Origin of the sequence: Streptomyces sp. NPDC058239, from assembly GCF_042882185.1 — a bacterium.
In the GTDB taxonomy this organism is placed as follows: Bacteria; Actinomycetota; Actinomycetes; order Streptomycetales; family Streptomycetaceae; genus Streptomyces.
On record NZ_JBHVWS010000007.1, the window covers coordinates 25,757 to 50,786 of the forward strand.

The window sequence follows — 25,030 nt, forward strand, 5'->3', positions numbered from 1 at the left end:
GGGGCGGCGCCGGCCCCCGCCCCCCCGCTGGGGCCCGCCGCCGCGGGCGCCCCCCCCGGCCCCCCCCCCCGACTGTCATGTGCGGACGTCACGGCCCCCGGCTGCCTACCCCTCGGGCGCCGACGACGAGCTGTATCCCGCGTCCGAGCCCGAGGACGCCCCCTGCGGGAGCTGCGGCGGCTTGAACGCGGACAACGGCGCGCCCTGCGGATCCGGCCGTACGGCACCCAGCAACGGATTCGATGCCACCGGCGAGACCTTCACCTGCGAGCCCGGCCGGGGCGCCTGCACCACCTGGCCGTTGCCGATGTACAGCGCCACATGAGTGGCCTTCGGGAAGTAGATCACCAGGTCGCCCGGGCGCAGTGCGTTGAGCGGCACCTTCGGCAGCTGCCGCCACTGCTCCTGCGAGGTCCGCGGAATGACGCGGCCGGCCTTCGCCCAGGCCTGCGAGGTGAGCCCCGAGCAGTCGAACGAGTCCGGCCCCTCCGCGCCCCACACATACGGCTTGCCGACCTGCCCGATCGCGTACTTCACCGCCTCGCCGCCCGCCCGGGACGGCGACCTGGTCGAGGACAGGGCGCCCGAGGCGGCCAGGGCGCCCTGAGCCTTCGCCATGCCCTGCTGTTCCAGCCGGGACAGTTCGGCGAGCTGTGAGCCGGAGAGCGTGGCCAGTCTCGCCTCGACGGCCTTGAGCCGCGACTGCACCGCGTCCCGCTGCTTCTTCTGCTTCGTGGCCAGGACCTGCTGCCGGTCCAGCACCTTGCGGGACTCGGCCGCCAGGTCGTCGGCGCGCTTCTCGGCGCCGGTCAGCCGCTTCACGGTGGCCGCCCGCCCGGCCGCCGCACGCCGGACCACATGCTCCTGGTCCAGGAAGTGCTCGGGATCACGGGCCAGCAGGAGCTGCATGTACGAGGAGATGTCGGACTGCCCCTGGTACTGCTCACGGGCCAGCTGCCCCGCCTCGTCGCGGCTGTCGGACAGCGCCATCCGGGCGGCGACGAGGGAGGCGTGGAGCTTTTTCGCCTGCGCCTTGCGCTTCTTCAGCTCCGCCGCGGTCCCGTTGTACGTCTCGGTGGCCTCCTCGGCCTGCTGGTACAGCTTCTGCAGCTCGGTCAGCAGCTGGGCGACGCTCTTGTTCGTGGCCGCGGGGGCGGCGGGCGACTTCGCGGTGGGGCCCGCGGCGGGGCTCGGGTCCACGGGTGCGGCGGCTGCCGGCGAGGTTGCGACTAGCGTGGTCAGGGTCGCGGTGCAGACCGCACGCAGGATTCCGCCTGACACGACATCACCTCCGGTGACGGGGCGAGTCATGGGACTTCCCCATGAGTGAGCGCAGGAACCAAGTACGGTCACTCGGTGTCACGAGATGCAAGAACCGCGCGGTGTGGCGGCAGGCGGGTTCGCCCGGAAGGCGGCGGGCGGGTGGGGGGCTCCTGGGCCTTCGCTCAGGCGACCGGGAAGGCGTAGAAGATCCGGTCGCGCTGGACGACGGCGGTCTTTCCGGCGGCCAGCACCCGGTACGGAGCGGTGACCGTGGGCCCCTTCGGATCCTGCGACCCGATGTCCTGGAACTTCCACAGCCGTCGCCCGTCCTCCGCCGCGAACGCGGTGACCTGGGCGCCGTCCGCGGCCAACAGCGTCCTGCCGGTCGTGCTGAGCGTCACCGCGGGGGCGGCGGTGCCGGGTGCCGCCTCCGTCGAGCGCCGCCAGCGCAGCCGCCCCGTCTCCCGCTCGACCGCGCCCACTTCCTGGTTGCGGTTGGTGGTGTGCAGAAGCGTTCCGGTGGCGACGGGGCTCCCGTACGGGGTCCCGGTGGTGCCGTTCAGCGTCCACTTCGGCTTGCCTGCGGGGATCTCGAAGGCCTGGAGATCGTCGCCCACCGCCGCGTACAGCAGGCCCCGGTCGTCACCCATGGCCGCTCCGTCCGGTGCGATCGTCCCGAACGACCTGCTCCAGAGCAGCTTTCCGGCCTTCTGGTCGAAGCCCCGGAAGACGGCTTTGCCCTTGGCGGCCTTCACGTCGCCGGGTGTCAATGTGCCTGTGCTCTGACGTACGACGAAGTCGTCCTGCCCGACAGCGACCAGCCGGTAGACGGGGGCGGCCGGTCCGCGCCCGGTGGGTACGGGGGTCCGCCACAGCTCCTTGCGCTGCATGACGTCGTAGGCGAAGAGGTACGACTTGACGACCTGGGTGTCCTTGCCGCGCTTCTTGCCCTTCTTCGGAGCCGGGGCCTTGACTGTGACCTTGTTGGAGCCGGTGAACCAGACCACCGGTCCGAACGAGCCGACGACCCCCGACACCGCGAGGTTCGGCGCCCCGGTGAATCCGTCCGCGTATCCCGCCCGGTGCGCGACCTTGCCGTCCTTCGGCGACAGCCACAGGAACTCGGACGGACCGGCGACGAAACAGAGATCCTCCCCGGCCGGCAGCGCGGCCCGCCCCTTGGCGGCGTCCTTGTTCTCCCAGACCCGGCGCCCGGTACGCAGATCGATGCCGGCCGCCCCGCTCTCGCTGGTCAGCACCAGCAGCCGGTCGTTCCAGAGGGCGGCGGTGAGCGGCGGCGGTTCGGTCGCCGGGTGCGTGTACACCCAACGCGGCTGAGGCGGCAGTCCCGCGACGGTGGGGCCGCTGCGGCTCGGCGCGGGCTTGGGATCGTCCGTCGTCCCCCCGTCACCGGACCCGAGTGCGAGCCCCCCGCCCCCGCCGATCACCAGCCCGGCGGCTCCGGCGGCGAGTCCGATGAAGAGGCTGCGCCGGCCGACGTCGGGGGAGGAGGGGGCGGCCGGGGAGGGGGCGGGAGCCGCGGGGACCGGCAGCGGACGGGGCGGCAGCGCAGCGACGGGCGGGAGCACGGCAGGAAGCCCGGCGGCGGGCGCGGCAGGGGGCGCGGTGAGTTCGCGCGGTACGGACAGCTGGGTCGTGGGCCGGTCGGTCCTCGGGACTTGACGCCCGATGTTCCCCAGCTGAGTGGTACTGGTGTCCCCGGCAGGGGCGAGTTCGCTGCCGGGCGCGTCCGGTGCGCCCGGCGGTGTGGCGTCCACAGGTTCGTCGGCGGGCCCGTCGACCGGCACATCCACCGAATGACCCGCCGAGACCAACTCCTGGACCCTCACGCCCTGTTCCGTCACCGCAGCCGCCAACTGCTCCGGCAGCCAATCGCCCTTTGCCAGGCCCGCCGCCCCCTCGAGGGCCAGCTCCGCCGCCACCGTTCCCGCACTCGGCCGGTCGGCCGGGTCCTTCGCGAGGCAGCGGGCGATCAGGTCACGCAACATTTCCGGGACCGCGTCGAGTTCGGGGTCCGTGCGGGCGATCCGTTCGGCGCCCTCGGCGGCCGGGCCGTCGGCGAGCGGGGTCGTGCCGGTCGCCGCGTATGCCAGCAGCAGGCCCAGCACGAAGAGATCCGAGGCCGGTCCGGGCTCCTCTCCCGCAACTTGTTCCGGGGTGAGATAGCCGAGCCGTACGGACAGCTGCCCGCCGGGCCGGGCCTCGGCGGCGGCAGCAGCGCCCAGCGGGCCGAACGCGGTGAGCCGTGGCCCGTCCTCGGCCAGCAGCACCGTCCCGGGAGCCAGGCCCTGGAGCACGGCCCCGGTGGCATGCACGCGGGAGAGGGTCTCGGCGATGCCCGCGCCCAGTATCCGCACGGCACGCTCGGGAAGCGGCCCCATGACGTCGATCGCCTCGGAGAGCGTCATCGCGGGTACGTAGGGGCCGGCTGTCCACGGCAGGTCGTCGTCCGTGTCGTCGGCCGGGGTGTCGAGCTGCGGCTGGACCCAGCCGCCGGCCAGCCGGTCCGCGGTGCGGGCCTCCGCCTGGAAGCGGCGCCGGAAGGCGGGGAGCGCGGCGAGTTCGGGGCGGGCGGCGGTGACCATCACGGCTCTGTCCGCGGCCGTGTCGTGCGCGAGGTACTGCACGGCGCTCGCGGTCTCGCGGCACCGCGCCAGCACGGCGTACGGACCGATGCGGCGTGGATCGTCCTGACGCAGCGCCTCCATGGCGCACCCCCTTGCTGACCGTGCCCGGCACCAGAGCGTCGATCTTAGACCGATCCCTCCGGCCCGGCGGGTGCCGCACCCTCAGTCCGGCTTCGACCAGGGCCACTTGGGGCTGTGCCGCTCACGGCCCTCGGGGGCGTACTCGTACACCCAGCCCCGCGGAATCCCCAGCCGCTTGGAGTGACCGGCCGGCACCCGGCGGTACGCGTACACGGTGGCGGGCCCGCCGTCGGCGGCCGGCACCGGGACCTCGTACCACTTGGGCGGATGGCCGGTCGGGCCGACGAGTACGGGCAGGACCCGCCCGTCCAGGGGTCCGCCGGTGAAGGGGGTGTTCTCGCTTCTCACCGCCCCAGTCTGACCGATCAGCCCTCGGGCAGCAGATGGGCCGCCCCGCCGATCACCGGGATCAGCCGTTCCGCCAGCCGCCCGGCCGGACCTGCGGCGTTCTCCAGAGGCAGCAGCTCCGCCACCGCCGACGCGGTCGCCGGGTCCGTCGCCGCCGTCGCGGCCAGCAGCGCGATCAGCTGGTCGACCAGCCAGTCGCGCAGATCGGCCGCGGCGGGCTGCTTCCCCTCGTCCAGCCATATCAGGGACGCCGCTTCGACGGCCGCGATCCAGGTGCGCACCATCATCCGCAGCCGTGGCCCGGGCTCGGCCCCCGCATCCGCGCCGCCCCGGCCCAGGTGCAGCAGGATCTGCTCGGCCGCCGCCCGCCGCACCTCGTCGACGATCGCGGTCGTACGGGAGGTCTCGACGACGCTCCCGCCGCGCAGCAGCGCGCTGAAGCCGGCGTCGTGCTCGTCCACGAAGGCGAGATAACGGTCGAGCACCCGCAGCACCCGCTCGGTGGGCGGCCCGACGGGCGGCTCGCTGAAGCACAGGATCAGTTTCTCGGCGGCCGACCTCAGCGCCGCCTCGTACAACTGCTGGCGCCCGCCCGGGAAGTAGCGGTACACGAGCGGGCGGGAGACCCCGGCGACCGTCGCCACCTCGTCGAGCGAGACCTCGTCGGGAGCCCGGTGCGCGAACAGGGTGAGCGCCGCGCCGAGGAGCTGGGTGCGGCGCTCCTCGACGCTGAGCCTTCGGTACGCACGGGTCGGCGGCGCGGCAGCGGTCATGCCATGAAGCCTAAGCGCTCCGCCCGAACGGGCAACGGGGCGTCGGCTCAGGCGAGCAGGCCGGAGCTCTTCCACAGCCTGCGTCCCACCCCGTTGAGCACCCCGATGTCGTCCAGGAAGTCCGTCAGCCGCTTCGCGCCACTCTGCATGATCTCCGCCCGGTGGCCGCTCGCCTTCACCTGGGCGACGGCCTCACGGCGGTCCAGGCCGACGTTCTCGTACACCAGCGGGTTGATGAAGCAGACGGAGAAGACACGGGCCGCCTCGCCGCAGCTCACCCGGGTGAACTCGCGCTCCCAGCGCGGGGCGGTCACCATCTGGCGGCGCAGTTCCTCGCGGGCGTACCGGACGTGCCGTGCCTCCTCGACGACATGGATGCGGGTCACACCGCGCACCAGCGTCTGGACGCGCTCGTCCGGGAACGTCAGCCGCTGCATCCAGTCGAGGATCTCCTCGCCGAGCAGGGTCGCGGCGAACGAACCAGGTGTGGTGGAAACGGTCTTCAGTACGCGTGCGAGGTTGTGATAGACGCGCGGTACCGGGTAGTCGGGCGAACCGCTCCACTTGATCATGCGGGCGAACATCATCGAGTGCCGGCACTCGTCGGCTATCTCGGTGAGCGCGTAGCGGACGTGGTTGCTGGTCACCCGCTTGTCGTAGATGTGCCGGACGAGCAGCTGCATGAGGATGATCTCGAACCAGATGCCCAGTGAGGCCAGCGAGGCCGCCTCGTGCCTGGCCAGGTCCATTCGCTGCTCCTCGGACATCCTCCGCCAGAGCGGGGTGTCGTAGAGCGAGACGAGTTCGGGCGGCCAGAACCACTTGCCGTCCTCGATCGCCGAGTCCCAGTCGAGTTCCTTGTCCGGATCGAAGGAGTGCTTGGCCGAGGATTCGAGCAGCCGCTCGGCGATCTGCTCGCGGTCCCGGAGCGGGCCGAGTGCATCGCGAAGCAACTGCACATCGCGTTCGGTCACTGTCGTCATGGCTGGAGGCACCTCACACATGGGTTACCGGCGGTCACTTCTTATGAGACTCCCTGTCAGCAAGGCCGTCAATCCCTTGCGCACGACTTGTTGACCCGGCGTCTACCAACGTGTGAACCTGCCAATTGGCGCAACCACCACGGAACTTACCGGAGCACGCAAGGCGAGAAGGAGCCGTCCGTGTCGACACACGACCTCTACACCACCGCCCCCGACGCACCGCTGTGGCAGGTGCCCGCCTCCGGCGCCGCCCGCTTCAGCTGGGACTACGACGACGGCCGCGAACGCCTGCTCGCCCTCTACCAGAAGGGCAAGGACAAGCAGTGGGACGGCAACAAGCGCATCGACTGGTCCCTGGAGGTCGACCCCGCCGACCCGCTCGGCACCCCGGACGACGTCCTCACCCTGTACGACACGCCGCACTGGGCGAAGATGACCGACAAGGACCGGGGCGAGCTGCGCAAGCACTACACCGCCTGGCAGTTCAGTCAGTTCCTCCACGGTGAGCAGGGCGCCATGGTCTGCGCCGCCAGAATCGTGGAGTCCGTCCCCGACCTGGACGCGAAGTTCTACTCCGCGACCCAGACCATGGACGAGGCCCGGCATGCGGAGATTTACAGCCGGTTCCTGCACGAGAAGGTCGGGATGCTCTACCCGATCAACGACAACCTCCAGGGCCTGCTCGGCGACACCCTGCGCGACTCCCGCTGGGACATGCCCTACCTCGGCATGCAGGTCCTCATAGAGGGCCTCGCCCTGGCCGCGTTCGGCATGATCCGCGACACGACGACCAAGCCGCTGCCCAAGCAGATCCTCGCGTACGTCATGCAGGACGAGGCCCGGCACGTCGCCTTCGGGCGGATGGCGCTTCGCGACTACTACAAGCAGCTGAGCGACGCCGAACTGCGCGAACGTGAGGAGTTCGTCATCGAGGGCTGCTACCTGATGCGCGACCGGCTCAGGGGCGTCGAGGTGCTGGAGAACTTCGGCATCGGCAAGCAGGAGGCCGAGAAACTCTCCGAGCAGTCACCGTTCCTGCAGCTCTTCCGCAAGCTGCTGTTCAGCCGGATAGTGCCGTGCGTCAAGGACATCGGCCTGTGGGGCGAACGGCTCCAGAAGGCATACGTCGACATGGGCGTCTTCGAGCTCGGCGACTCCAGCCTCGACCTGCTGATGGCCCAGGACGAGGAGCTGGCCGAGCAGCTGGACCGGGACCGTTTCGCGGCGGAGGAACAGGCCAGGGTCGCCGAGGTCGAAGAGGCGATAACGCAGGGCGAATCGAGCCGGTCCGGGGACACGGACGGGGGCTGAGGACGAACGGCAGTCCGACGGGGACCCGGAACTCAGAGCCTTGAGACGAATCCCCGCACCAGCCCGGCCACCTGCTCCGGCACTTCCAGCAGCATCGCGTGTGTCGCCCCGATGCCCTGGGCCGTGATGCCCGCCCGCTCCTCTGCCAGCTCCGCCAGATCCCGGGCCAGGCCCTGCCCGTAAGCCTCCAACAGCTCGTCCAGCCACTCCGGGCCGGGCGTCGGCGCCACCCGGTGCAGGGCCCGGACCAGCAGCAACGGGCAGGGGACACGGCGGAACAGCGCGAACAGATCGAGGGCGTCCAGAGCATCCAGCATCTCCAGTGCGCACTCCCGCTCCGGCAACAACTGCCAACCGCCGTCGACGAGTCCCCGCGCACTGGCGCGGAACGACGCCGCGGCCCGCTCGTAGGGGATGCCCAGCCCCATGCTGTACGTCGCCTGCTGCTCCACGTACTCCGCAGGCATCCGCTGCCCCGCCGACGCCCGGGCCAGGCCCCCGATCTCGGCCAGCCGCCGCGCCACCTCGTCCGGGTCCAGCCCCGGGTACTGCGCGGGCGTGCCCCACCAGAAACCGTCCAGGTTCACCGCCCCCGACACCCGGTCCGGCCGCTCGGCGGCGTACAGCGCGGCGACCATCCCGCCCAGCGAATGCCCGACGGGCAGCACGGCGCCGGAGACCCCCAGGGCGGCGAGGGTCTCGTCCAGGTCGCTCAGCACCACGTCGAACGACCATGACGCGGCGGCGCTGCGGCCGTGTCCGGGCAGGTCCACGGCGAGCACCCGGTGGCCCGCGGTGAGGTGCGGGGCGACGGCGTCCCAGTCGGCGAGGGAACGCGAGGCCGCATGGAGCAGAAGAAGGACCGGCCGGCCACCGTCGTCGGGGCCGCCGTGGTCGCGTACATGAAGAACGGTCATGCAGTCACGGTAGGGCGCGAAAAGCGGCTCAAGATCGTTCGACAGCACGACGCAACGGGGCACTTTCCAGGGCCATAATGGATGTACGCCGTCCGCCGGTCCCGGAAGGATGGCGCGTATGACGACTCCGCCCCCGCGCCTCACCGCAGGCTCCGCAGCCGCCCGCCGAAGCCTTGAAGGACTGGCCCTGGGCGATGCGTTCGGCGAGCGGTGGTTCCCGCTCTTCCGCGAGCCCCGGCAGGCATTCGACGAGATCAAGGCGCGTCGTACCCCCGAGGAACCGGTCTGGCACTGGACCGACGACACCGCCCTGGCCCGCGCCCTGCTGCGCGTCATCGACGAGTACGGCCGGGTCGAACAGGACCGCCTCGCACTCTGTTTCGCGCTCGCCTTCGAGGCCGACCCGGCCCGCGGCTACGGCCACGGCATGCACATCCTGCTGCCCGAACTGCTGACCTCACCGGCCGACTGGCGCACGCTGGCGCCCGAACTCTTCGAGGGCGGCAGCCTCGGCAACGGTGCCGCGATGAGGGTCGCACCGCTCGGCGCGCACTTCCACGAGGACATCCCGCACGCCGCCGAGCAGGCCGCGCTGCAGGCGGCCGTCACCCACGCACACCCGGAGGGCATCGCGGGCGCGGTGGCCGTCGCGGTTGCGGCGGCGCTGTCGGTCCGCGGCGAGTTCACCCTGGCCGCGGTCGCCGACCGTACCCCCGAAGGGCTCGTACGCGACGGCCTGTGCCGAGCCATGGACGTGCCCTTCGCCACCGAGCCGTGGAAGGCTGCCGATCTGCTGGGCAACGGACAGCGCATCCGCGCCGACGACACGGTCCCGTTCGCCCTGTGGACCGCGGCCCGGCACCCGGACGACCTGGAAGCGGCGCTCTGGGCAACGGCCGAGGGCTTCGGTGACGTCGACACGACCTGTGCCATCACCGGCGGCGTCGTCGGCGCGGCCACGGGGGTAGACGGAGTGCCCGCACGGTGGCTGCAATGCCGGGAGCCGCTGAACTGAGCCGTCAGCCCTGCGCGGCCGGCGCCGGGAAGGGCTTCCGCAGAGTGAACGCCTGCTCCGTGGGCCCGTGTTCACGCAGATGGAGCAGGAGCTCCTCGGCGTCCCGCACCGTCGGGCGCACGCCCGCCGGCACCCATCACGGGGCCGGCCCGTCGGTCGCTGGGTGTCATGGCCGCACGGTGATCAGCGCATTCTCCACCGCAAGGGCCATTCCGAGCAGTGGGACGTCCGCCCCGCGCTCAGCGGCCAACTGCAGCCCGACCGGGCAGCCGTCCGCCGTGAACCCGGCGGGCACACTTGCGGCGGGATGCCCGCTGAGATTGAACGCCCAGGTCAGCGCGGTCGAGTAGAGATCGCCCGGACCGTCGTGGCCGTGCGGGCGGTTGGGGGTGGTCGGGGTGAGCAGCAGAGGGGTTCGGGAGAACAGGGCGTCGAGCCGGAGGTCGTTCTCGCGGCGGATCTCCGTGGCGGCCGGGGACGGCTCCCCGCTCCGGACCGCCTGCCATGCCTCTCGCGGGTCGAGCAGCTCGCACGTACGGTCCACGAGCCGCACCACCCCGCCTGCCACGAGCCGGCCCACCGCGCGTCGGACGACCGACTCGACTTCCGGGTCGACCTCCGCGTACCCCAGACCGGGGCTGAAGACAGCGGGGATCGGAAGGTCCGCCGTCGTCGGTTCGCAGCTGTCCAGGACACAGCGCAGATAGGTCTGGGCCTGGGCCGCCGAACGGGTCAGCACCCCGGCGGAAGCGAGCCCGGACCGGTCGGGGGAGGGCAGCAGGCCGTTCGTCGTCTTCAGGCCGAACACCCCGCACCACGCCGCCGGAATCCGTACCGACCCCGCCCCGTCGCTGCCGGTCGCCAGCCCCACCAGATCCGCAGCGACCGCCACCGCCGAGCCCGCCGAGGAGCCGCCGGGCGTGCGCTCGGGGTGCCACGGGTTGACCGTACGGCCGTGGGCGCCCAGCCCCCAGGTCTGCCAGGGCGTGCCGGGGCCGGGCACCGAGGTCGCGCCGACCGGGACGCCACCGGCGGCGACCAGTCGCCGGGCCGCGTACGAGCGGATGCCGGCCGGCCCCTTGACCGCGAACGGCATACCGGCCAGCGGTAGCTGACGGGCCTGCTCCTCGACGGCGAGCGCCCTCTCGGGCCACACCTCGATGAACGCGCACAGGCGCGGATCCTCCCGCCCGATCCGTTCCAGCGCCCGGCCCACCTCGCCCGCATCCGTCACGCGGTCAGTTTCCCAGAGCCGCCTGCATGACGGAACGGGCGATCGGGGCCGCGCTGCCGCCGCCGCTGATGTCGGCCCGGTTCGCGGCGGCGTCCTCGACGACCACGGCGACCGCGACGGCCGGCTGCGCCGAGTCCGGCGCCTGCGCCCAGGAGATGAACCAGGCGTAGGGCCTGCCCGAGTTGTCGATGCCGTGCTGTGCGGTGCCGGTCTTGCCACCGACCTTCACCCCGTCGATCGCGGCGTTGGACCCCGTGCCCTGCTCCACGACGTCGACCATCATCCGCCGCAACTGCACGGCCGTCCGAGGGCTCATCGCCTGGTGGTAGGTGTGCGAGCCGTTCCGGTGGACGGTCGAGCCGCTTCTCGTGGTCGTACGGTCCACCAGATACGGGTACTTGAGGTCGCCGCCGTTCGCCACGGCCGAAGCCACCATCGCCATCTGGAGCGGTGTCGCCGTCGTGTCGAACTGCCCGATCGACGAGAGCGCCAGCTGGTCGTCGGACATCTCGGTGTCGAAATTGCTCTTCGCCACCCCCGACGGGATCTTCAGCCCGGTGTCGTTGAAGCCGAACTTCCGCACCGCGTCCACCATGCCCTTCAGCCCGACCCGTACCCCCAGCTCCGCCATCACGGTGTTGCAGGAGACCCGGATCGCCTCGGCGAGCGAGGCGTTCTCGCAGCCTTCCGCCTCATTGGGGAGCGTGGTCGACGTACCCGGCAGAACATAGGGGGACGGGGTGTCGGTCTCGTCGTCGGGGTCGGTGACGACGCCGGAGTCGAGGGCGGCCGCCGCCGTCACGATCTTGAAGGCGGAGCCCGGCGGATAGGTCTGCCGGATCGCCCGGTTGAGCATCGGCTGGCTCTTCGCCGCGTTCAGCTGCTGCCAGGCGTCGGTGACCGACGAACCGGTGCCGGAGAGCCGCCCGGGATCGTACGAAGGAGTCGATACCAGCGCCAGGATCCTGCCGGTCGACGGCTCGACGGCGGCGACCGCGCCCCGCCGCCCGCCGAGCCCGTCGTAGGCGGCGCGCTGCATCGAGTCCTTGATGGTCGTGACGACATTGCCGCCGGGCTGCCGGCTGCGGGTGATCTCGTTCCACAGGGGGAACGGGGAGAGCATCGAGTCGGTGCCGGAGAGGATTCCGTCCTCGGCGTTCTCGATCAGGGTCGTGCCGTACGTCTGCGAGGCGTAGCCGGTCACCGGTGCGTACAGCGGGCCGTTCTTGTACGTGCGCTCGTACTTGAGCTGCTCGCCGGTGTCCTCGGTGCCGGTGACGGACTTGCCGCCGACCAGGATGTTGCCGCGCGGCTGGCTGTAACGGGCGATCGTGGTGCGGCGGTTGGCGGGATTGTTGTCCAGGCTGTCGGCATCGAGGACCTGGATGCGGGCGGCGTTCAGCAGCAGCGCCACCAGCAGCAGCAGACAGAGCGCGGCGGCCCGGCGGATGTAGCGGATCACGGCCTGGCCTCCGGGGTTCGCGGCGGGTGAGGGATCACGGTTCGCGGGGACGGGATCACAGCTCGTCCTCCGCCATCGGCGCGATGACTCCGGTCTCCACATGGTCGGGACGGGGCCTGCGGGCCTGGTCGCTGACCCGGATCAGCAGCGCCACGATGATCCAGTTGGTGACGACGGACGAGCCGCCCTGGGCGAGGAACGGCATCGCCATGCCCGTCAGCGGGATCAGTCCCATCACCCCGCCCGCGATCACGAACACCTGGAGCGCCAGGATCGAGGCGAGACCGATCGAAAGCAGCCGCCCGAAGGGGTCGCGCAGGGCGAGGCCGGCCCGGTAGCCGCGGGCGACGAGCAGTGCGTACAGCAGGAAGACCGCGGTCAGTCCGGTCAGGCCGAGCTCCTCGCCCGCGGTCGCCAGGATGAAGTCGGACTTGGCGGCGAAGCCGATGAGGATGGAGTGGCCGAGTCCGAGCCCGGTGCCGAGCATCCCGCCCGCGGCGAACGCGAACAGCGACTGTGCCAGCTGGCTGGGGCCCCGGCCGGCGTCGATGGACGCGAACGGGTCGAGCCAGTCCTGGACCCGGCTGTGCACATGCGGTTCGAAGGAGCCGACGACGAACGCGCCGACGGCGGCGAGCAGCAGACCCACCGCGATCCAGCCGGTCCGGCCGGTCGCCACGTACAGCATGATCACGAAGAGGCCGAAGAAGAGCAGCGAGGTGCCCAGATCGCGTTCCAGGACCAGCACACCGACGCTGAGCAGCCAGATCGCCACGATCGGGCCGAGTACCCGGCCGGTGGGGAGCTGGAGCTTCCAGATTTCGCGGCCGGTGTAGGCGAGGGCGTTGCGGTTCGCGGCGAGATACGCGGCGAAGAACACAGCGAGCAGGATCTTGGCGAACTCGCCCGGCTGGAAGGAGAATCCGCCGACCCGGATCCAGATCTTGGCGCCGTTCACCGCGGGGAAGAAGATCGGCACGATCATCAGGACCAGGGCGGCGGCGACCGAGAGATAGGCGTACCGCTGGAGCACCCGGTGGTCGCGCAGGAAGACGACCACCGCGATGAAGAGCGCCACGCCGAGCGTGGACCAGATCAGCTGGGTGGGGGCCGCCTGGTCCTTCGGGGTCTCCAGGTCGAGCCGGTAGATCAGCACCAGGCCGAGCCCGTTGAGCAGTACGGCGATGGGCAGCAGCAGCGGATCGGCGTACGGGGCACGGAAGCGGACCGCGAGATGGGCGAGGAGGGCGAGCAGCCCCAGGCCCGCGCCGTAACCGGCCACATCGGGCGGGACCGCGTCGTTCCTGGCCAGGCCGACGGCGGCGTAGCCGTAGACGGGGATGAGGACGGCCCCGACGAGGAGCAGCAGCTCGACTCCGCGCCGCTTGGGCAGACGTAGATCGGGCGGGGGTGCGTCCGCCGTCGTTGCGGTCATGCCACGCAACGTAGCAAGAGGTGGTGTCTATTTCCCTTATGTCATAGCGGGTATGTCCACAGACGTGTTCATCAGGGTCTGCCCGGCGGCAGGCGTCGGCGCGTGTCTGGCTGACGCCCCCTCACTCCTCGTGATGCGGTCCGGATTCCGGATCGCCCCGGCTCTCCGTCACCTCGCCGTCCAGCCGTACGTACTCGGGGAGCGTCAGCCGGGCCACCGCCCCGCCGTCCTGGGCGTTGGAGAAGGTGAGGTCGGCGCCGATCACCTCGGCCTGCCCGACGGCGATGGTCAGCCCGAGACCGTGTCCCTTGCCGCTGCCCTCGGTACGGAACCGCTGCGGGCCGTCGGCCAGCAGATAGTCCGGAAAACCGGGCCCGTGATCGCGTACGGTCACCACCGGCCCGTCGACCGTCAGTACCACCGGGGGGCGGCCGTGCTTGTGCGCATTGGTGATCAGATTGCCCAGCACCCGCTCCAGGCGTCGCTTGTCGGTCTCGACCTGTACATGCCCCTGCCGTCGCCCTGCGGCGGTTCTTCCGGAACGGATCTCGGTCTCCGTTCCGGATACGCGCACCACGCGTTCGACGAGCGGCGCCAGTTCGTGGACATCGAGATCGACCTGCTCCGTACGGGCGTCCAGCCGGGAGATCTCCAGCAGATCCTCCGTCAGCCCCCTCATCGTCCGGACCCGGTCCCGTACCAGTTCGGACGGCCGCCCCGGTGGCAGCAGTTCGGCGGCGGCCGAGAGGCCGGTCAGCGGGGTGCGGAGCTCGTGCGCCACATCGGCGGTGAACCGCTGCTCGGTCAGCAGCTTGCGCTGCAGCGTGGACGCCATCGTGTCCAGCGCACCGGCGACGATCGCCACCTCGTCCTGCGGGCGCGAAGGGTCCGTCGTGCGCGGATCGCCGACGCGGGCGTCGAGGTCGCCCGCACTGATCCGGCCGGCCACCCGGGCCGTCTGGTGCAGTCGCCGGGTGACCCGGGTGACGGCGAACGCGCCGACGAGCAGGGTGGCGCCGGTGGCCAGCAGGGAGGAGCCGACGATCGCCCCGTCGAGATCGTTGATCGTGCGGGCGCTCTGGCTGTAGTCCACCTCCGTGGCCAGCGCACGGCCGTCGGCCGGAGCCGCCGCCCACATGACCGGACGCCCGTTGTGACGGGCGACGAGTGTGCCGCGGTCGCCGCCCGCGGCCAGTGCGCGCAGGGAGGCGGGCAGCCCCGGCGGATCGATGCCGGAACCCGGCGGGAGCGCCTCGCCCGTCTCGTACGCGGCGGTGACGTCCTCCAGCCGGGACAGCGCCTTGTCGCGGGCCTGGTCGACGGTCTGACGGGTCACCGCGCTGTGGACCAGCACGCTCAGCAGCGCGGCGAGGGCGCAGCACATCACGGTGATGAAGACGGCCGACTTCCAGGTGAGCGTCGCGGTCCAGGCGGGCGCGCGCAGCCCGCGCCGCCTCGTTCCGTGCCGGCCGGCCCCGCGCCGCCTCATCGGCGCTCCGCGGAGACGCCGACGGACGGTGTGGCGGTGGGGCCGGCGGTGGTGGATCCGGTAGTCGGCCGGGCGGTCGTGGGGTGCGGCTGCGGGACCCGGGACGCAGGAATCCGCAGGATCTCGTCCTGGGTGGGCAGCATCGCGCGCTGCCTGCCGTCCCAGGACCAGGCGGTGCGGTACTCGTATCCGGTGATGGCCGACGGCACCCGCATGATCAGATCCCGCCCGGCCAGCTCGACGCTGATCACGGCGTCCGCGGTGGACAGGATCCGGGTCAGCCCGCCCGCCTCCGGCATGTAGACCCGCACGGAGAGCTGCCGGCCGGGCAACCGGACGCCGATCACCATCTCGTCCTTGCCGTCGCCCGTCAGATCGCGGAAGTACGGCTGCAGCACCGGACAGGAAGCCGGCTCGGTATGGCACGCGACGATGTGGCGGACCGTGTCGGCGGGGAGGTCGGCCGCGCCGCTGGACCGGTTGGGCCGGGCTTTCAGGCCCGCCTGCACCACCGCCACCGGATCCAGACGGTGCACGTCGCCGTCCGGCACCTCGATCCCCGGGATGCGTGCGGTCTCGCCCTCGCCGTAGTCGTACGGAGCGGCGGAGGCGGGCGGCAGCTCGGGCCAGAGCCGGGCGGGCCCGATGGCGGTCTGGGTCGCTCCGGCGCTCCGCAGCCCGCCGCCGGTGCCGCAGCCGGCCAGCAGCACTGCGCCGACGACGGCCCCGAGGGCCGCCGCCGTGCGGTACTGCACCCGGCGATGCGGACGCATGGCACCCTCCCTTCCCGCGGTCCATGCCTCATAGACCTTATTAGGAAGGAGGTCCTTTTTGCTTATTTAGTACCGGTTGGTGCGTTGTCTGGAATGCTGCTTCAGTGCTGGTAGGGGTTCTGTCCCTGTCCACCCGGTGCGTATCCCGGCTGTCCCTGTCCCTGCACCTGTCCGAACGGATTGCCGTCCTGCGAGGCGGCATGCTGCGCCAGCAGCTGTTCGGCCTGCTCCTTCGGGATCTGCTGCTCCCCGCCGCAGAACGTGCACTGCGTCGCAAACTTCGTCGAGAACGGGAACAGCGGCACGAAGAACAGCGTGAACTTCGTGACCCGCTTGCGCAGCGTGTGCGCGGCGGGATTGCCGCACCAGCCGCAGACCATCGTCAGGATGGCCAGTTGGTACAGATAACCCCGCGTACCAAAAATGATCATGTTGTGGGTCCCTTCCCCGTATTACCCAGAAGCGCCTGCCGGCAGAGCGCCAGCAGCTTTTCGTCCTCGTATGTGTCGTGGCTGCCGTATCCACCGTCCATCGCGTTGTGACGGCGTACGGAGGCGAGTTCTGCGCGCAGCACATGTGCCACGTCCGACCCTGCACCAGCGACACCCGTCCGCGCCAGACATTCCGCCACCCGGACCCGGACATGACGGTTCTTCTCCCAGGCCGCCAGGAGCACCGGCACGGACTCGTCGGCCCGCCCGGTCACGTCCCACAGCGCGATCGCCCCGTCCACCCGAAGCCACAGCTCCTCGTGCCCGAGCAGTGCGCGCAGCCGGGGCGCGGTCACCGCCGCCCGCGTTCCGAGCCTGCCCAGCGCGTTCACTGCGGAGCGCCGTTCGTGGGCCCGTTCCGCCTGCAGGCCCTCGATCAGTACCGGCAGCACGGCGTCGGCGTCCCCGTCGACCGCCCACAGGGCCTCCGCGGCCTCCGTCGCCGAGGCGTTCCCGGGGCGGCGCAGCAGAACACGCAGCTCCGGTACGGCACTGTGCGCCGCGGGCCCGAACGAACCGAGCGCCCGCAGCGCCGCCGTACGCAGCCACTCGCCCCGGTACTCCGGCGCGCCGCGCAGCACCCGAAGCACCTCCGGCATCGCCTCGTCCGCCCGCAGCGCGGTCAGCCCCGTGAGCAGCGGGCTCGCTTGGTCGTACGCCCTCTCGTCGAGACGGACCTCGTCGAGCCTGCGGCGCAGCAGAGTGGTCAGCGGGGCCGCGGCCGCCCCCAGACAGCCGATGGCGAACCCCACATCGTGCGGCACCTCGGGCCGCTCCAGCGCGGCGGCCAGCGCGGGCACGGCACGGGCATCGCCCAGCCTGGCCAGCGCCTTCACTGCGCTGCCGAGCCCCGGAGGCCCGCTCGGCCAGTCCTGAACCCAGGCGTCGGGGTCCGCCGCCACCCGAGCCGCCAACGCATCGGCGGCGGGCGCGGCGAGACCGAAGAGCTCCTCCAGCACATGCGCGGCGGCCTCGGCCAGCCGTGGCTCGGGGGTGGCGAGCTGCTCGCCCACCAGCCGGACCAGCTCCTCGTACGAGCCGCGCCAGGCCCGGATCAGCCCGCTGCTCATCCGGAGCGCGTCGATCCGTTGGTGGTGGTCGGGGCTGCGCAGCTGATACGTGAGCAGCGCCGTCCGCTCGGCGACCCGGTCGTCGAGCCCGACGTGCAGCGTCCGCAGCAGGTCCGCCGTCCAGGGGGTGGCGCGACCCGAAGTCTCCTCGTCGGACAGCGCGCGCAACTGCCCCACCAGGGTCACAGGTGCGGCCCGCTCCTCGACGGGCGGCTCCCCGGTCCCGGCCGCCTCCGAGTGCGCGTCGACGGCCGCGACGGCCTCTCCCGGACCGGCCTGCGCATCGGCCGCGGGCGCCGCCCCGGCCCGACGCACGGGCACCGGGCGCAGCTGCCGCAGCAGCCCCGTCACCACTCGTACGACATCGCCCGGCAGCGCATCCGGCGCGCACCGCGCCAGCTGGGCCAGCGCGGCGAGCCGCAACCCCGGCGGGAACCCCTCACCGGCCAGCCGGGTCAGCCAGCCGGCCGCCTGCCCGGCCAGCGCACGATGCCGCAGAGCGACCCGCCCCGCGGCCTCGACCAGGGCGAGCTGCACCTCCTCGGCCGGCTCCACCGGCAACCGCTCCCGCAGCAGCGCGAGGACCCGCACGGGGTGGCTGTGGAGCGTGGCGAGCGCCAGGGGCGCGGAGAGCCGCGCGCCCGGGTCCTCGTCGGCCATCAGCTCGAAGAACACCCCGGCACCCGCGGTGACGGCGGTCGCCGCCATCGCATAGTTCGCCGCGCCCTCGATCTCGTCCTCGTCGATCTCGTCCTCGTCGTCCTCGTCCAGATCGATGCCGCCGATGCTGGTGAGCAGTTCGACGATGCTGCCCCGGTCCTGAACGCCCGGATCCACGACGAGCTCGAAGAGAAACGGAATGCAGGCCAGTGTGCAGGCGTACACATCACCCTGGTGGTGAACGGCCCCGTACATGCCGTCCAGCGCCGCCTCGCGCTCCGCCGGATCGGCGGACGCGAGACCCCGCAGCATCGCCGGCACATCATCGGCAGGCCCGTAGGCATGCTCCATCGAGGCCCAGTCGACCTCGTCGATTCCTGCGAACACGCCATCGCCTCCCCACGCAATTCCACGAAGCAGTGTCTGCGAGGAGTGTGCACCACGGCTCGGACGCTCCGCCCTCCACATGCGGTCTTTTCCTGACGGACATGACAAGATCGTCCGCCGTGCGCTATGGGCTCCGGGGGCGAATTCCGGACGTGCCGATCGACCGATGAAAGCAGCCCGTCCCGCGATCGGGGGCAGGACGGCGGCCGTCCCCACCCGGTCCCGGAACCCTGCCCGCCCCTACCGCGCGGCCGGCAACCGCCCTGCCCGGTCCGGATTGATGAGCGGCCCCAGCAGATCCCCGTACCGCTCCAGCCGCGCCCCCATGTCACCGGCCAGAAAGACCAGCTTCCCCGGTGCCCGGCACTCCTCGATCTCCGCCCAGGTGACGGGCGCCGAGACGGTCGGTTCGGGCCGGGCGCGCAGCGTATAGGGCGTGGCGGTCGTCTTCGCCGCCGCGTTCTGGCTGAAGTCGACAAACACCTTTCCCGGCCGCAGGGCCCGCGTCATCCGGTGCACGACCAGCTCCGGAAGCTCCTGTTCCGCCTCGACGGCCAGCCCTTTCGCGTACGCCGACACCCGATCGGCGGGGGTGGGCTCCAGCGGTACGAGCAGATGCAGCCCCTTCGACCCCGAGGTCTTCCCGTACGCGAGCAACCCGTCCGCCGCCAGCCGCTCGCGCAGCCACAGTGCCACCGCGCAGCACTCCACCACGGTCGCCGGCGCACCGGGATCCAGATCGAACACCATCCGGTCGGCGATCCCGGGCGCGTCGGCCTGCCACTGCGGAGTGTGGAATTCCACCACCAGATTGGCCGCCCACATCAGCGAGGCCAGATCCTGCACGACCACCTGTCTGGCCTGTCTGTCCTCACGGTGCGGCACGGCGGTGGTCCGTACCCAGGACGGCGTACCCGGCGGCGGATTCTTGGTGAAGAAGCGCTGCCCGTCCGGTCCGTCCGGATAGCGCAGGAAAGACACGGGCCGGTTGCACAGATGCGCGAGCAGGGCCCCCGCCGCAGTGGCCGCGTAGTAGTGGAGCACCTCGCCCTTGGTGGTTCCGGTGGCCGGATACAGCACCTTGTCGAGATTGCTGAGCGCCAGCCGCCGCCCCTCCACCTCTGTGATCGGCGTCATACGATAAGAATCACACGTTTACCGGATCTATAGGTATCTATACGAACACAAGGGGTGAACAGTGCGGTCCATTTGGAACGGCGCCATCTCCTTCGGGTTGGTCAGCATCCCGATCAAGCTGGTCAACGCCACCGAGAGCCACTCGGTCTCCTTCCGCCAGATCCACCTCGCCGACGGCGGCCGGATCCGATACCGGAAGGTCTGCGAGATCGACGAGCAGGAGGTCACCGCCGCCGACATCGGCAAGGCGTACGAGGACGCCGACGGCTCGATGATCCCGATCACCGACGAGGACCTCAGCTCCCTCCCGCTCCCCACCGCCAAAACGATCGAGATCGTCGCCTTCGTGCCGGCCGCCTCGATCGACCCGCTCCAGATGGACGCGGCGTACTACCTCTCCGCCAACGGAGTCCCGGCGGCCAAGCCGTACACCCTGCTGCGTGAGGCGCTGAAGCGGAGCCAGAAGGTCGCCGTGGCGAAATATGCGCTGCGCGGCCGCGAACGGCTCGGCATGCTGCGGGTGGTCGACGATGTGATCGCCATGCACGGCCTGCTCTGGCCGGACGAGATCCGCAGCCCCGAGGGCGTCGCCCCGGAGACCGAGGTCACGGTCCGCGACGCCGAACTCGACCTGGCCGACGCGCTGATGGCCACCCTCGGTGAGGTCGACATGGACTCGCTCCACGACGACTACCGCGAGGCGGTCGAGGAACTCATCGCGGCGAAGGCGGACGGCCGGACCCTGGAGCCGGCGGAGGCCGACGCCTCGGGCGGCGGCAAGGTCATCGACCTGATCGCAGCGCTGGAGAACAGCGTCCGGGCCGCGAAGGAGGCTCGTGGCGAGGAGCCGGAGACCGCCGGGGAATCGGCGAACGCGCCCGTCGCCGGGGTCACCTCGCTCACCGGCCGCAAGAAGTCGGGCGGAACCGGAGCGAAGAAGAAGGCCACGGCGTCGACGAAGAAGACGGCCACGAAGAAGTCGACGCCGAGCAGGGCACCCGCCAAGAAGACCGCCGCGCGGTCGACGGCCAAGTCGTCCGCCAAGACGACGGCGAAGAAGACCACCGCGAAGTCGGACACGAAGTCGACGACGAAGAAGGCGGCCCCTCGCAAGCGCGCCTCGGCCTGAGATACGGGTTCCCCGGTTGCCGGCCCCGCCCGGCTGGACGCGCCCCTCGCCGATCAGACGGCGGAACCTCTTGCCGGACTGTTGCCCGCGTCCTGGTCGAACTCCCCGTTGCGGTCCGTGACCAGCGCGGTCCGCTCACCCGCCCGATTCACCGCAGGGATCGTCATCGATCCACAATGGATTCCACCGCTCACCGAGTGCGGTCGATACGTTGTGGAGTCGTTCGGGCCCCTCTGACGGCCGGAGATGCCTCTGAGCCGGGGCCACCCCCGCTCATGCCCCCTCCGAGGGGTCGAGCACCGCAATGGCCCGGAGTTCTGCCTCCGACGGCCAGATCCCCACAGCCAAGGAGGCGAGGTAAGCCCCGCGGGTGTGGATCCGGTGCTCGTCCCACGAGGAGCTCCAGTCGCCGAAAGCGCTGATGTCGGCCCCCGCGGGGGCGTTGAGCAGGGTGCCGTGAGTGAGCCGGAGGAGGCTGTGCTCACCGAGCCATTTCCGCTTGTCGTCCCATGCCATGTTTCCCAGCGTGGGGTTGAGGCGGGTGGTCACCAACGTCAGATTGCCGAGTGAATGGACCAGCTCGTCACGACCGGACCCCTCGTCGGGATCATCCTCCAGGGGCGGCCAGTTGTCGCGCCAGCTCTGTGGCATGACGTGTTCGATCGTCAGCTTGGATCCGAGATCCGCGCCGACCGGCATGGTGAGCTGCTCGGTGTGGTCGGTGCGCAGCGCATCTTCCAGGGCCTCCAGCAGGATCCGTACCCGATGCCTGTAGAGGCGCGTGTAAAGCGGGTCCTGCTCCAGAACGGTCGTGAAGTCGATGTCGGTGGGCCACTGACGATGATGGCCCTGCATCCCCGACAGCGCTGTGATGACTGCTTCGTCAGCGGTTTCCGGCTGCTTGGACGCGGCTGCGACAAGGTCGCGGAAGACATGGTTGTAGTCGCGGTTGCTGAGATTGAGGATTGCCCGGCGGACGAGGTAACTGTCCATGGCGCGGATGGCCCGCCGACGCCGCAGAGGCGGCAGTACGTCGTCGCCCAGGCCGTAGAGGAACAGAAGCAGGGGCATGGGGGTGGAGGTCTGCATGACCTTCAGCCGGTACAGGAACCTGCCCTCGCTGCCGTTGAGCGGGTGCTTGTCGATGCGGTCATAGATCTCTGCGTAGCGTGCCAGCTCGGCGAAGACGTCCTCAGTGGGTGCGTCCTCCGCCCGCAGCCATCGCTCGAACTCCTTGAACAGGGCGGATGCGGTGAACTCACGCCGTGTTCGCATGGTGAGCCAGTAGGTCAGGAAGACATCGAGCCGGCTCCGGGTGATGCGGCCAGTCGTCTGCTCAGTGCGCCATTGGGGCTGGTCGAAGGGGGCCCAGTACGTCAGATAGAGCCGCTCGACGTCCGCGCCGGCGTGTTCGGCCTCGCGGAAGAGCAGGTTCTTCACCAGGTCCGCGTGCTCCAGCGGTGTACCGCGGCTGTTGAGCGTTTCGAACACGACCTGAGCGTCGTCGTGCTCCTCCAGATCGATGATGACCAGCCGCAACTGCTCTCTGAGTGTCTGTACCAAGGCGTCGAGGCGGTTCTCGGGGGCGGGCGCCTCCGACAGCCAGTTGTCGAGCTCCTGCCGGAAGTACACGACCGCTTCGCCGAGCCGGCCGTTGCCGTCCTGGCCGAGCATCACGGACCGGAACTCCTCACGGTCCGCATTGGTCGGCCACACCTTGTACAGATGGTCGGGATACCTGTCCGCGTCGAACAGGTCCTTGTCGTTCTCCAGGAACTTGCTGAGCAGTCGCACCGACTTCACGTGGTTCAACGCTGTCGCCGACAGCCGGGCGGCGTACAGGAACAGCTGCAGTGTCGTCAGCCGCTGCTGCCCGTCGATGACCTGCCGCGTCTCCAGGTTCGATGACAGATAGGGCGTCTGGTCGAAGACCACCGCGCCGAGGAAGTGCGGGGGCACCGTCTCGCCGCTGTCCTGCGCTCGCTCGAACTGCTCGACCGTCCGGCGGATGTCCTCCCACAGTGCGGCCCAGTTCTCGCCCATGGTCCATACGTAGGGTCGTTGGAACAGCGGCACCGTGTACCGGACGTCTTTCCCGAAGATCCGTCGCAGGTCGACAGTGTCCGCTCTCATCCTGGTCCCTCCCTCGTGTCCTGGCCCCGCCACCGTAGCGATCACGGGGCAGTCGATCAGGGCGAACGTGGGAATCGTCCGCGAACGAGGGGCGTGCACAAGCTGATTGGGGAGGGTGGTCCAGGGCGTATCCCCGAGGTGGGTCCGGCCGGGGGCCGGCACATACGACAAGACTGCCCCGGAGCCGTAGTCCCGGGGCAGTCACGACATCGAGCTCGTCCGTCAGTGCCGGCGGTACGAGTTCACGTAACCGGCCGCCGGAGTCCCGACACCCGTCACGTCGTCATACCCCTTGACCGCCTTGAGCGAGGCGTCCTTGCCGAGGCTCCGTACTGACGTCAGCACGCCGTCCGCCGCGTCGAAGCCGTTGGCGAAGTCGATCCGGGCCACCGCGAGGTCGCGGTTCGGGCCCAGCGGGTGGTCGGTGACGTCGTGATACGCCTTCGAGCCGTACCGCGCGTAGATCGCCGGGTTGGCGAAACCGATCGGCAGACCGTGCCGGGCCTGCTGCGCGAGTGCCTGGACACCGGCGATGACCGGCGCGGCCAGTGACGTACCACCGATGCGGTACTCGTCGTAGCCGAGCGATCCATCGGGCAGCGTCTGGGTCTGGCCGACCAGGAAGCCGGTGTTCGGGTCGGCGACTGCCGCGATGTCCGGGGCCGTGCGCATCCGCTTCTTCCCGTTCGCCTGCGCGAGCGAGTCCGGGACGACTCCGCGCTGGTAGAACGGCTGCTTCACGGACGAGCTGGTGCCGCCGCCCGCGCCGGAGGTGTACGCGCCCGGGAAGCCGGTCCAGCTCTTGCCGTCGTCGGAGAGGTTCGCCTTCAGCGTGCCCCAGCCGGTCTCCCACTGGTACGTGTCGTTCTTGCCGACGGCCAGCGCGGTGCCGCCGACCGAGGTCACCCAGGCGGAGTTGGACGGGACGTCGATCTGCTTCGTACCCGTGGACGCGACGTTGTCGCCGTCGTCGCCGGACGAGAAGTAGAAGCCGATGCCCTCGATCGCGCCCATCTTGAAGACCTGGTCGTACGCGGCCGCGACGTCCGGGGTCTCATTGGCCTCGATGTCGCCCCAGGAGTTGGAGACGATGTCCGCGAGCCGGTGGTCGACGACCTTGTTCAGCGAGTCCAGCAGATCGGCGTCGTAGCAGGAGGCGCCACCCACGTACACGATGTCGGCGGCGGGCGCGACCGCGTGCACGGCCTCGACGTCGAGGGTCTCCTCGCCGTACCAGCCGGAGGCCCCGCACTCCTCGGTCTTCGTGTAGTCGGCCGGCAGCACCTGGCTGAGCTGCCCGTTCCGGTACGGGGCGTCGCCGTTGCGCCTGGCATACTCGGCGGCGTCCTTCGCGATGGTCGGCGAGGCGTACGCATCGGTGATAGCGACGGTGACGCCCTTGCCGGTCCAGTCGCCCGCACCGTACGCGGCGCGCAACTGCTTGCCTGTGTAGCCCCTGACCGCGTACGGCACCTTGGACCCGTAGGCGCTCGGCAGCGTCGACGCGCTCTTCGAGCCGTAGTACGAGGAGAAGGGGCCGGAGTTGCGGAACACCGCGTCGGGCGGCGGCAGCGTCTCGTCGTGGCTCGACTTGTGCGGCGCGTTGTCCAGGCCGGAGACGGCGAGAACGGCATCGCTCAGCCCGGCGGGCACGGAGGCGGTGGAGGCCGGGGCCCGGTAGGTCCGGCTGCCCTTGCGGTAGTTGCGCAGCTGGGTGCCGAACGCCTTCTCGGCGGCGGCCACATCACCGGTGGCCGAGACGTAGTGCCGGTTGGCGCCGGTGACGGTCAGCCCGTTCGACTTCAGCCACTGGCCGACCTGGTCGATCTGCTGCTGAGTGGCCCCGAACCGGGCCTGCGCCTGCTCGGCGCTGAGGTACTTCCCGTACGAAGCGGACTGCGGGTCGGACACGGCAGCGGCGTAGGCGGCCAGCCCCTTCGCGTCCCGTCCGGCCAGATGGACCCGGACGCTGACCTTGCCGCTGTCGGACGTGGCCCCCTGGTCGGCCTTGGCGGTCGCCCAGACAGGCTTGGTGCCCTGCAGCGCGTCCCGCCCGCCCGGCGCGGAGTCCGCGCTGGCGTTCGGTATCCCGAGGGCGAGCGCACCGGCAAGCAGCGGCAGTGTCGCTGCCATGCTCAGCGCGGCGCGACTTCTCGCGCGGCTGGTTCTCATGTAACCCCCTGCGATGTGGTTCTTCGCGTGTGGAGCATGTGCCGGATGATGTGCACATGTAATGCGCCACTCTGGCGAGGAACGCCTCATGCAGGGGGCATGCATTCACCAAGAATCGA

19 protein-coding genes and 1 pseudogene are annotated in these 25,030 nt (G+C 70.8%); 3 read left to right on the top strand and 17 right to left on the bottom strand.

All coding sequences use genetic code 11. The features are described from left to right. Nucleotides 1-105 precede the first annotated feature (105 nt). The 5 genes from ACFVYE_RS11270 to ACFVYE_RS11290 form a co-directional block, all read right to left on the bottom strand. Nucleotides 106-1,281, bottom strand: a complete 1,176-nt coding sequence (locus ACFVYE_RS11270) for an NlpC/P60 family protein (RefSeq protein WP_389605153.1) — start codon at nucleotides 1,279-1,281, stop codon at nucleotides 106-108. A 164-nt stretch (nucleotides 1,282-1,445) separates the two neighbouring features. Further along, a complete protein-coding gene (locus tag ACFVYE_RS11275; RefSeq protein WP_389605155.1) occupies nucleotides 1,446-3,992 on the bottom strand; it encodes a PQQ-binding-like beta-propeller repeat protein in 2,547 nt (848 codons plus the stop codon). Nucleotides 3,993-4,073: 81 nt separating this feature from the next. Then, a complete protein-coding gene (locus ACFVYE_RS11280) occupies nucleotides 4,074-4,340 on the bottom strand; it encodes a hypothetical protein (RefSeq protein WP_351202691.1) in 267 nt (88 codons plus the stop codon). A gap of 17 nt (nucleotides 4,341-4,357) precedes the next feature. After that, a complete protein-coding gene (locus ACFVYE_RS11285) occupies nucleotides 4,358-5,113 on the bottom strand; it encodes a TetR/AcrR family transcriptional regulator (protein ID WP_389605157.1) in 756 nt (251 codons plus the stop codon). Nucleotides 5,114-5,160: 47 nt separating this feature from the next. Further along, entirely contained in the window at nucleotides 5,161-6,096 is a 936-nt protein-coding gene (locus tag ACFVYE_RS11290; RefSeq protein WP_389605159.1) for a diiron oxygenase, read from the bottom strand. A 180-nt stretch (nucleotides 6,097-6,276) separates the two neighbouring features. On the opposite strand from ACFVYE_RS11290, the gene ACFVYE_RS11295 reads away from it, so the two are divergent. Then, a complete protein-coding gene (locus tag ACFVYE_RS11295) occupies nucleotides 6,277-7,407 on the top strand; it encodes a ferritin-like domain-containing protein (protein ID WP_383959730.1) in 1,131 nt (376 codons plus the stop codon). Between the two features lie 32 nt (nucleotides 7,408-7,439). Here the strand turns inward: ACFVYE_RS11295 and ACFVYE_RS11300 are convergent, their stop codons facing one another. After that, nucleotides 7,440-8,324: an alpha/beta fold hydrolase gene (locus tag ACFVYE_RS11300; protein ID WP_389605161.1), complete on the bottom strand. Its 885-nt coding sequence runs from the start codon at nucleotides 8,322-8,324 to the stop codon at nucleotides 7,440-7,442. Nucleotides 8,325-8,442: 118 nt separating this feature from the next. On the opposite strand from ACFVYE_RS11300, the gene ACFVYE_RS11305 reads away from it, so the two are divergent. Next, nucleotides 8,443-9,339: an ADP-ribosylglycohydrolase family protein gene (locus ACFVYE_RS11305; protein WP_389605163.1), complete on the top strand. Its 897-nt coding sequence runs from the start codon at nucleotides 8,443-8,445 to the stop codon at nucleotides 9,337-9,339. A gap of 4 nt (nucleotides 9,340-9,343) precedes the next feature. Here the strand turns inward: ACFVYE_RS11305 and ACFVYE_RS11310 are convergent. From ACFVYE_RS11310 to ligD, 9 genes and pseudogenes are all read right to left on the bottom strand, one after another. Next, a pseudogene (locus ACFVYE_RS11310) lies at nucleotides 9,344-9,475 on the bottom strand (DUF3291 domain-containing protein); the annotation flags it as partial. Nucleotides 9,476-9,505: 30 nt separating this feature from the next. Further along, nucleotides 9,506-10,573, bottom strand: a complete 1,068-nt coding sequence (locus ACFVYE_RS11315; RefSeq protein WP_389605165.1) for an amidase family protein — start codon at nucleotides 10,571-10,573, stop codon at nucleotides 9,506-9,508. A 4-nt stretch (nucleotides 10,574-10,577) separates the two neighbouring features. Beyond that, the gene (locus tag ACFVYE_RS11320) at nucleotides 10,578-12,035 is read right to left on the bottom strand and encodes a peptidoglycan D,D-transpeptidase FtsI family protein (RefSeq protein WP_383959722.1); all 1,458 of its coding nucleotides are present in this window, start codon (nucleotides 12,033-12,035) and stop codon (nucleotides 10,578-10,580) included. A 55-nt stretch (nucleotides 12,036-12,090) separates the two neighbouring features. After that, on the bottom strand, nucleotides 12,091-13,470 hold the full coding sequence (locus tag ACFVYE_RS11325) for an FtsW/RodA/SpoVE family cell cycle protein (RefSeq protein ID WP_389605167.1): 1,380 nt from the start codon (nucleotides 13,468-13,470) through the stop codon (nucleotides 12,091-12,093). Between the two features lie 121 nt (nucleotides 13,471-13,591). Beyond that, nucleotides 13,592-14,959, bottom strand: a complete 1,368-nt coding sequence (locus ACFVYE_RS11330) for an ATP-binding protein (RefSeq protein ID WP_389605169.1) — start codon at nucleotides 14,957-14,959, stop codon at nucleotides 13,592-13,594. Further along, nucleotides 14,956-15,732 carry a hypothetical protein gene (locus ACFVYE_RS11335; protein ID WP_389605171.1) on the bottom strand — a complete coding sequence of 259 codons (777 nt, stop codon included), beginning with the start codon at nucleotides 15,730-15,732 and terminating at the stop codon, nucleotides 14,956-14,958. Before ACFVYE_RS11335 ends, ACFVYE_RS11330 begins: the two co-directional genes overlap by 4 nt. A 101-nt stretch (nucleotides 15,733-15,833) precedes the next feature. Then, a complete protein-coding gene (locus ACFVYE_RS11340; RefSeq protein ID WP_383959714.1) occupies nucleotides 15,834-16,163 on the bottom strand; it encodes a zinc-ribbon domain-containing protein in 330 nt (109 codons plus the stop codon). Then, nucleotides 16,160-18,340, bottom strand: a complete 2,181-nt coding sequence (locus tag ACFVYE_RS11345; protein ID WP_383959712.1) for a HEAT repeat domain-containing protein — start codon at nucleotides 18,338-18,340, stop codon at nucleotides 16,160-16,162. Before ACFVYE_RS11345 ends, ACFVYE_RS11340 begins: the two co-directional genes overlap by 4 nt. Nucleotides 18,341-18,580: 240 nt before the next feature. After that, a complete protein-coding gene (gene ligD / locus ACFVYE_RS11350) occupies nucleotides 18,581-19,477 on the bottom strand; it encodes a non-homologous end-joining DNA ligase (RefSeq protein ID WP_383959710.1) in 897 nt (298 codons plus the stop codon). Between the two features lie 61 nt (nucleotides 19,478-19,538). Between ligD and ACFVYE_RS11355 the strand changes: the two genes are divergently transcribed. Continuing rightward, entirely contained in the window at nucleotides 19,539-20,606 is a 1,068-nt protein-coding gene (locus tag ACFVYE_RS11355; protein WP_383959708.1) for a Ku protein, read from the top strand. A 273-nt stretch (nucleotides 20,607-20,879) separates the two neighbouring features. Here the strand turns inward: ACFVYE_RS11355 and ACFVYE_RS11360 are convergent, their stop codons facing one another. Together ACFVYE_RS11360 and ACFVYE_RS11365 are read right to left on the bottom strand one after the other, a co-directional pair. Continuing rightward, nucleotides 20,880-22,739 carry a DUF262 domain-containing protein gene (locus ACFVYE_RS11360; protein ID WP_383959706.1) on the bottom strand — a complete coding sequence of 620 codons (1,860 nt, stop codon included), beginning with the start codon at nucleotides 22,737-22,739 and terminating at the stop codon, nucleotides 20,880-20,882. Between the two features lie 222 nt (nucleotides 22,740-22,961). Continuing rightward, nucleotides 22,962-24,911: a protease pro-enzyme activation domain-containing protein gene (locus ACFVYE_RS11365; RefSeq protein WP_383959704.1), complete on the bottom strand. Its 1,950-nt coding sequence runs from the start codon at nucleotides 24,909-24,911 to the stop codon at nucleotides 22,962-22,964. Nucleotides 24,912-25,030: the final 119 nt, after the last annotated feature.

Bases quoted from the DNA above. Each gene is read 5' to 3' on its own strand.
- ACFVYE_RS11275 (WP_389605155.1), bottom strand. From the start codon at position 3,992: ATGGAGGCGCTGCGTCAGGACGATCCACGCCGCATCGGTCCGTACGCC.
- ACFVYE_RS11285 (WP_389605157.1), bottom strand. From the start codon at position 5,113: ATGACCGCTGCCGCGCCGCCGACCCGTGCGTACCGAAGGCTCAGCGTC.
- ACFVYE_RS11290 (WP_389605159.1), bottom strand. From the start codon at position 6,096: ATGACGACAGTGACCGAACGCGATGTGCAGTTGCTTCGCGATGCACTC.
- ACFVYE_RS11300 (WP_389605161.1), bottom strand. From the start codon at position 8,324: ATGACCGTTCTTCATGTACGCGACCACGGCGGCCCCGACGACGGTGGC.
- ACFVYE_RS11305 (WP_389605163.1), top strand. From the start codon at position 8,443: ATGACGACTCCGCCCCCGCGCCTCACCGCAGGCTCCGCAGCCGCCCGC.
- ACFVYE_RS11325 (WP_389605167.1), bottom strand. From the start codon at position 13,470: ATGACCGCAACGACGGCGGACGCACCCCCGCCCGATCTACGTCTGCCC.
- ACFVYE_RS11330 (WP_389605169.1), bottom strand. From the start codon at position 14,959: ATGAGGCGGCGCGGGGCCGGCCGGCACGGAACGAGGCGGCGCGGGCTG.
- ACFVYE_RS11335 (WP_389605171.1), bottom strand. From the start codon at position 15,732: ATGCGTCCGCATCGCCGGGTGCAGTACCGCACGGCGGCGGCCCTCGGG.
- ACFVYE_RS11340 (WP_383959714.1), bottom strand. From the start codon at position 16,163: ATGATCATTTTTGGTACGCGGGGTTATCTGTACCAACTGGCCATCCTG.
- ligD (WP_383959710.1), bottom strand. From the start codon at position 19,477: ATGACGCCGATCACAGAGGTGGAGGGGCGGCGGCTGGCGCTCAGCAAT.
- ACFVYE_RS11360 (WP_383959706.1), bottom strand. From the start codon at position 22,739: ATGAGAGCGGACACTGTCGACCTGCGACGGATCTTCGGGAAAGACGTC.
- ACFVYE_RS11365 (WP_383959704.1), bottom strand. From the start codon at position 24,911: ATGAGAACCAGCCGCGCGAGAAGTCGCGCCGCGCTGAGCATGGCAGCG.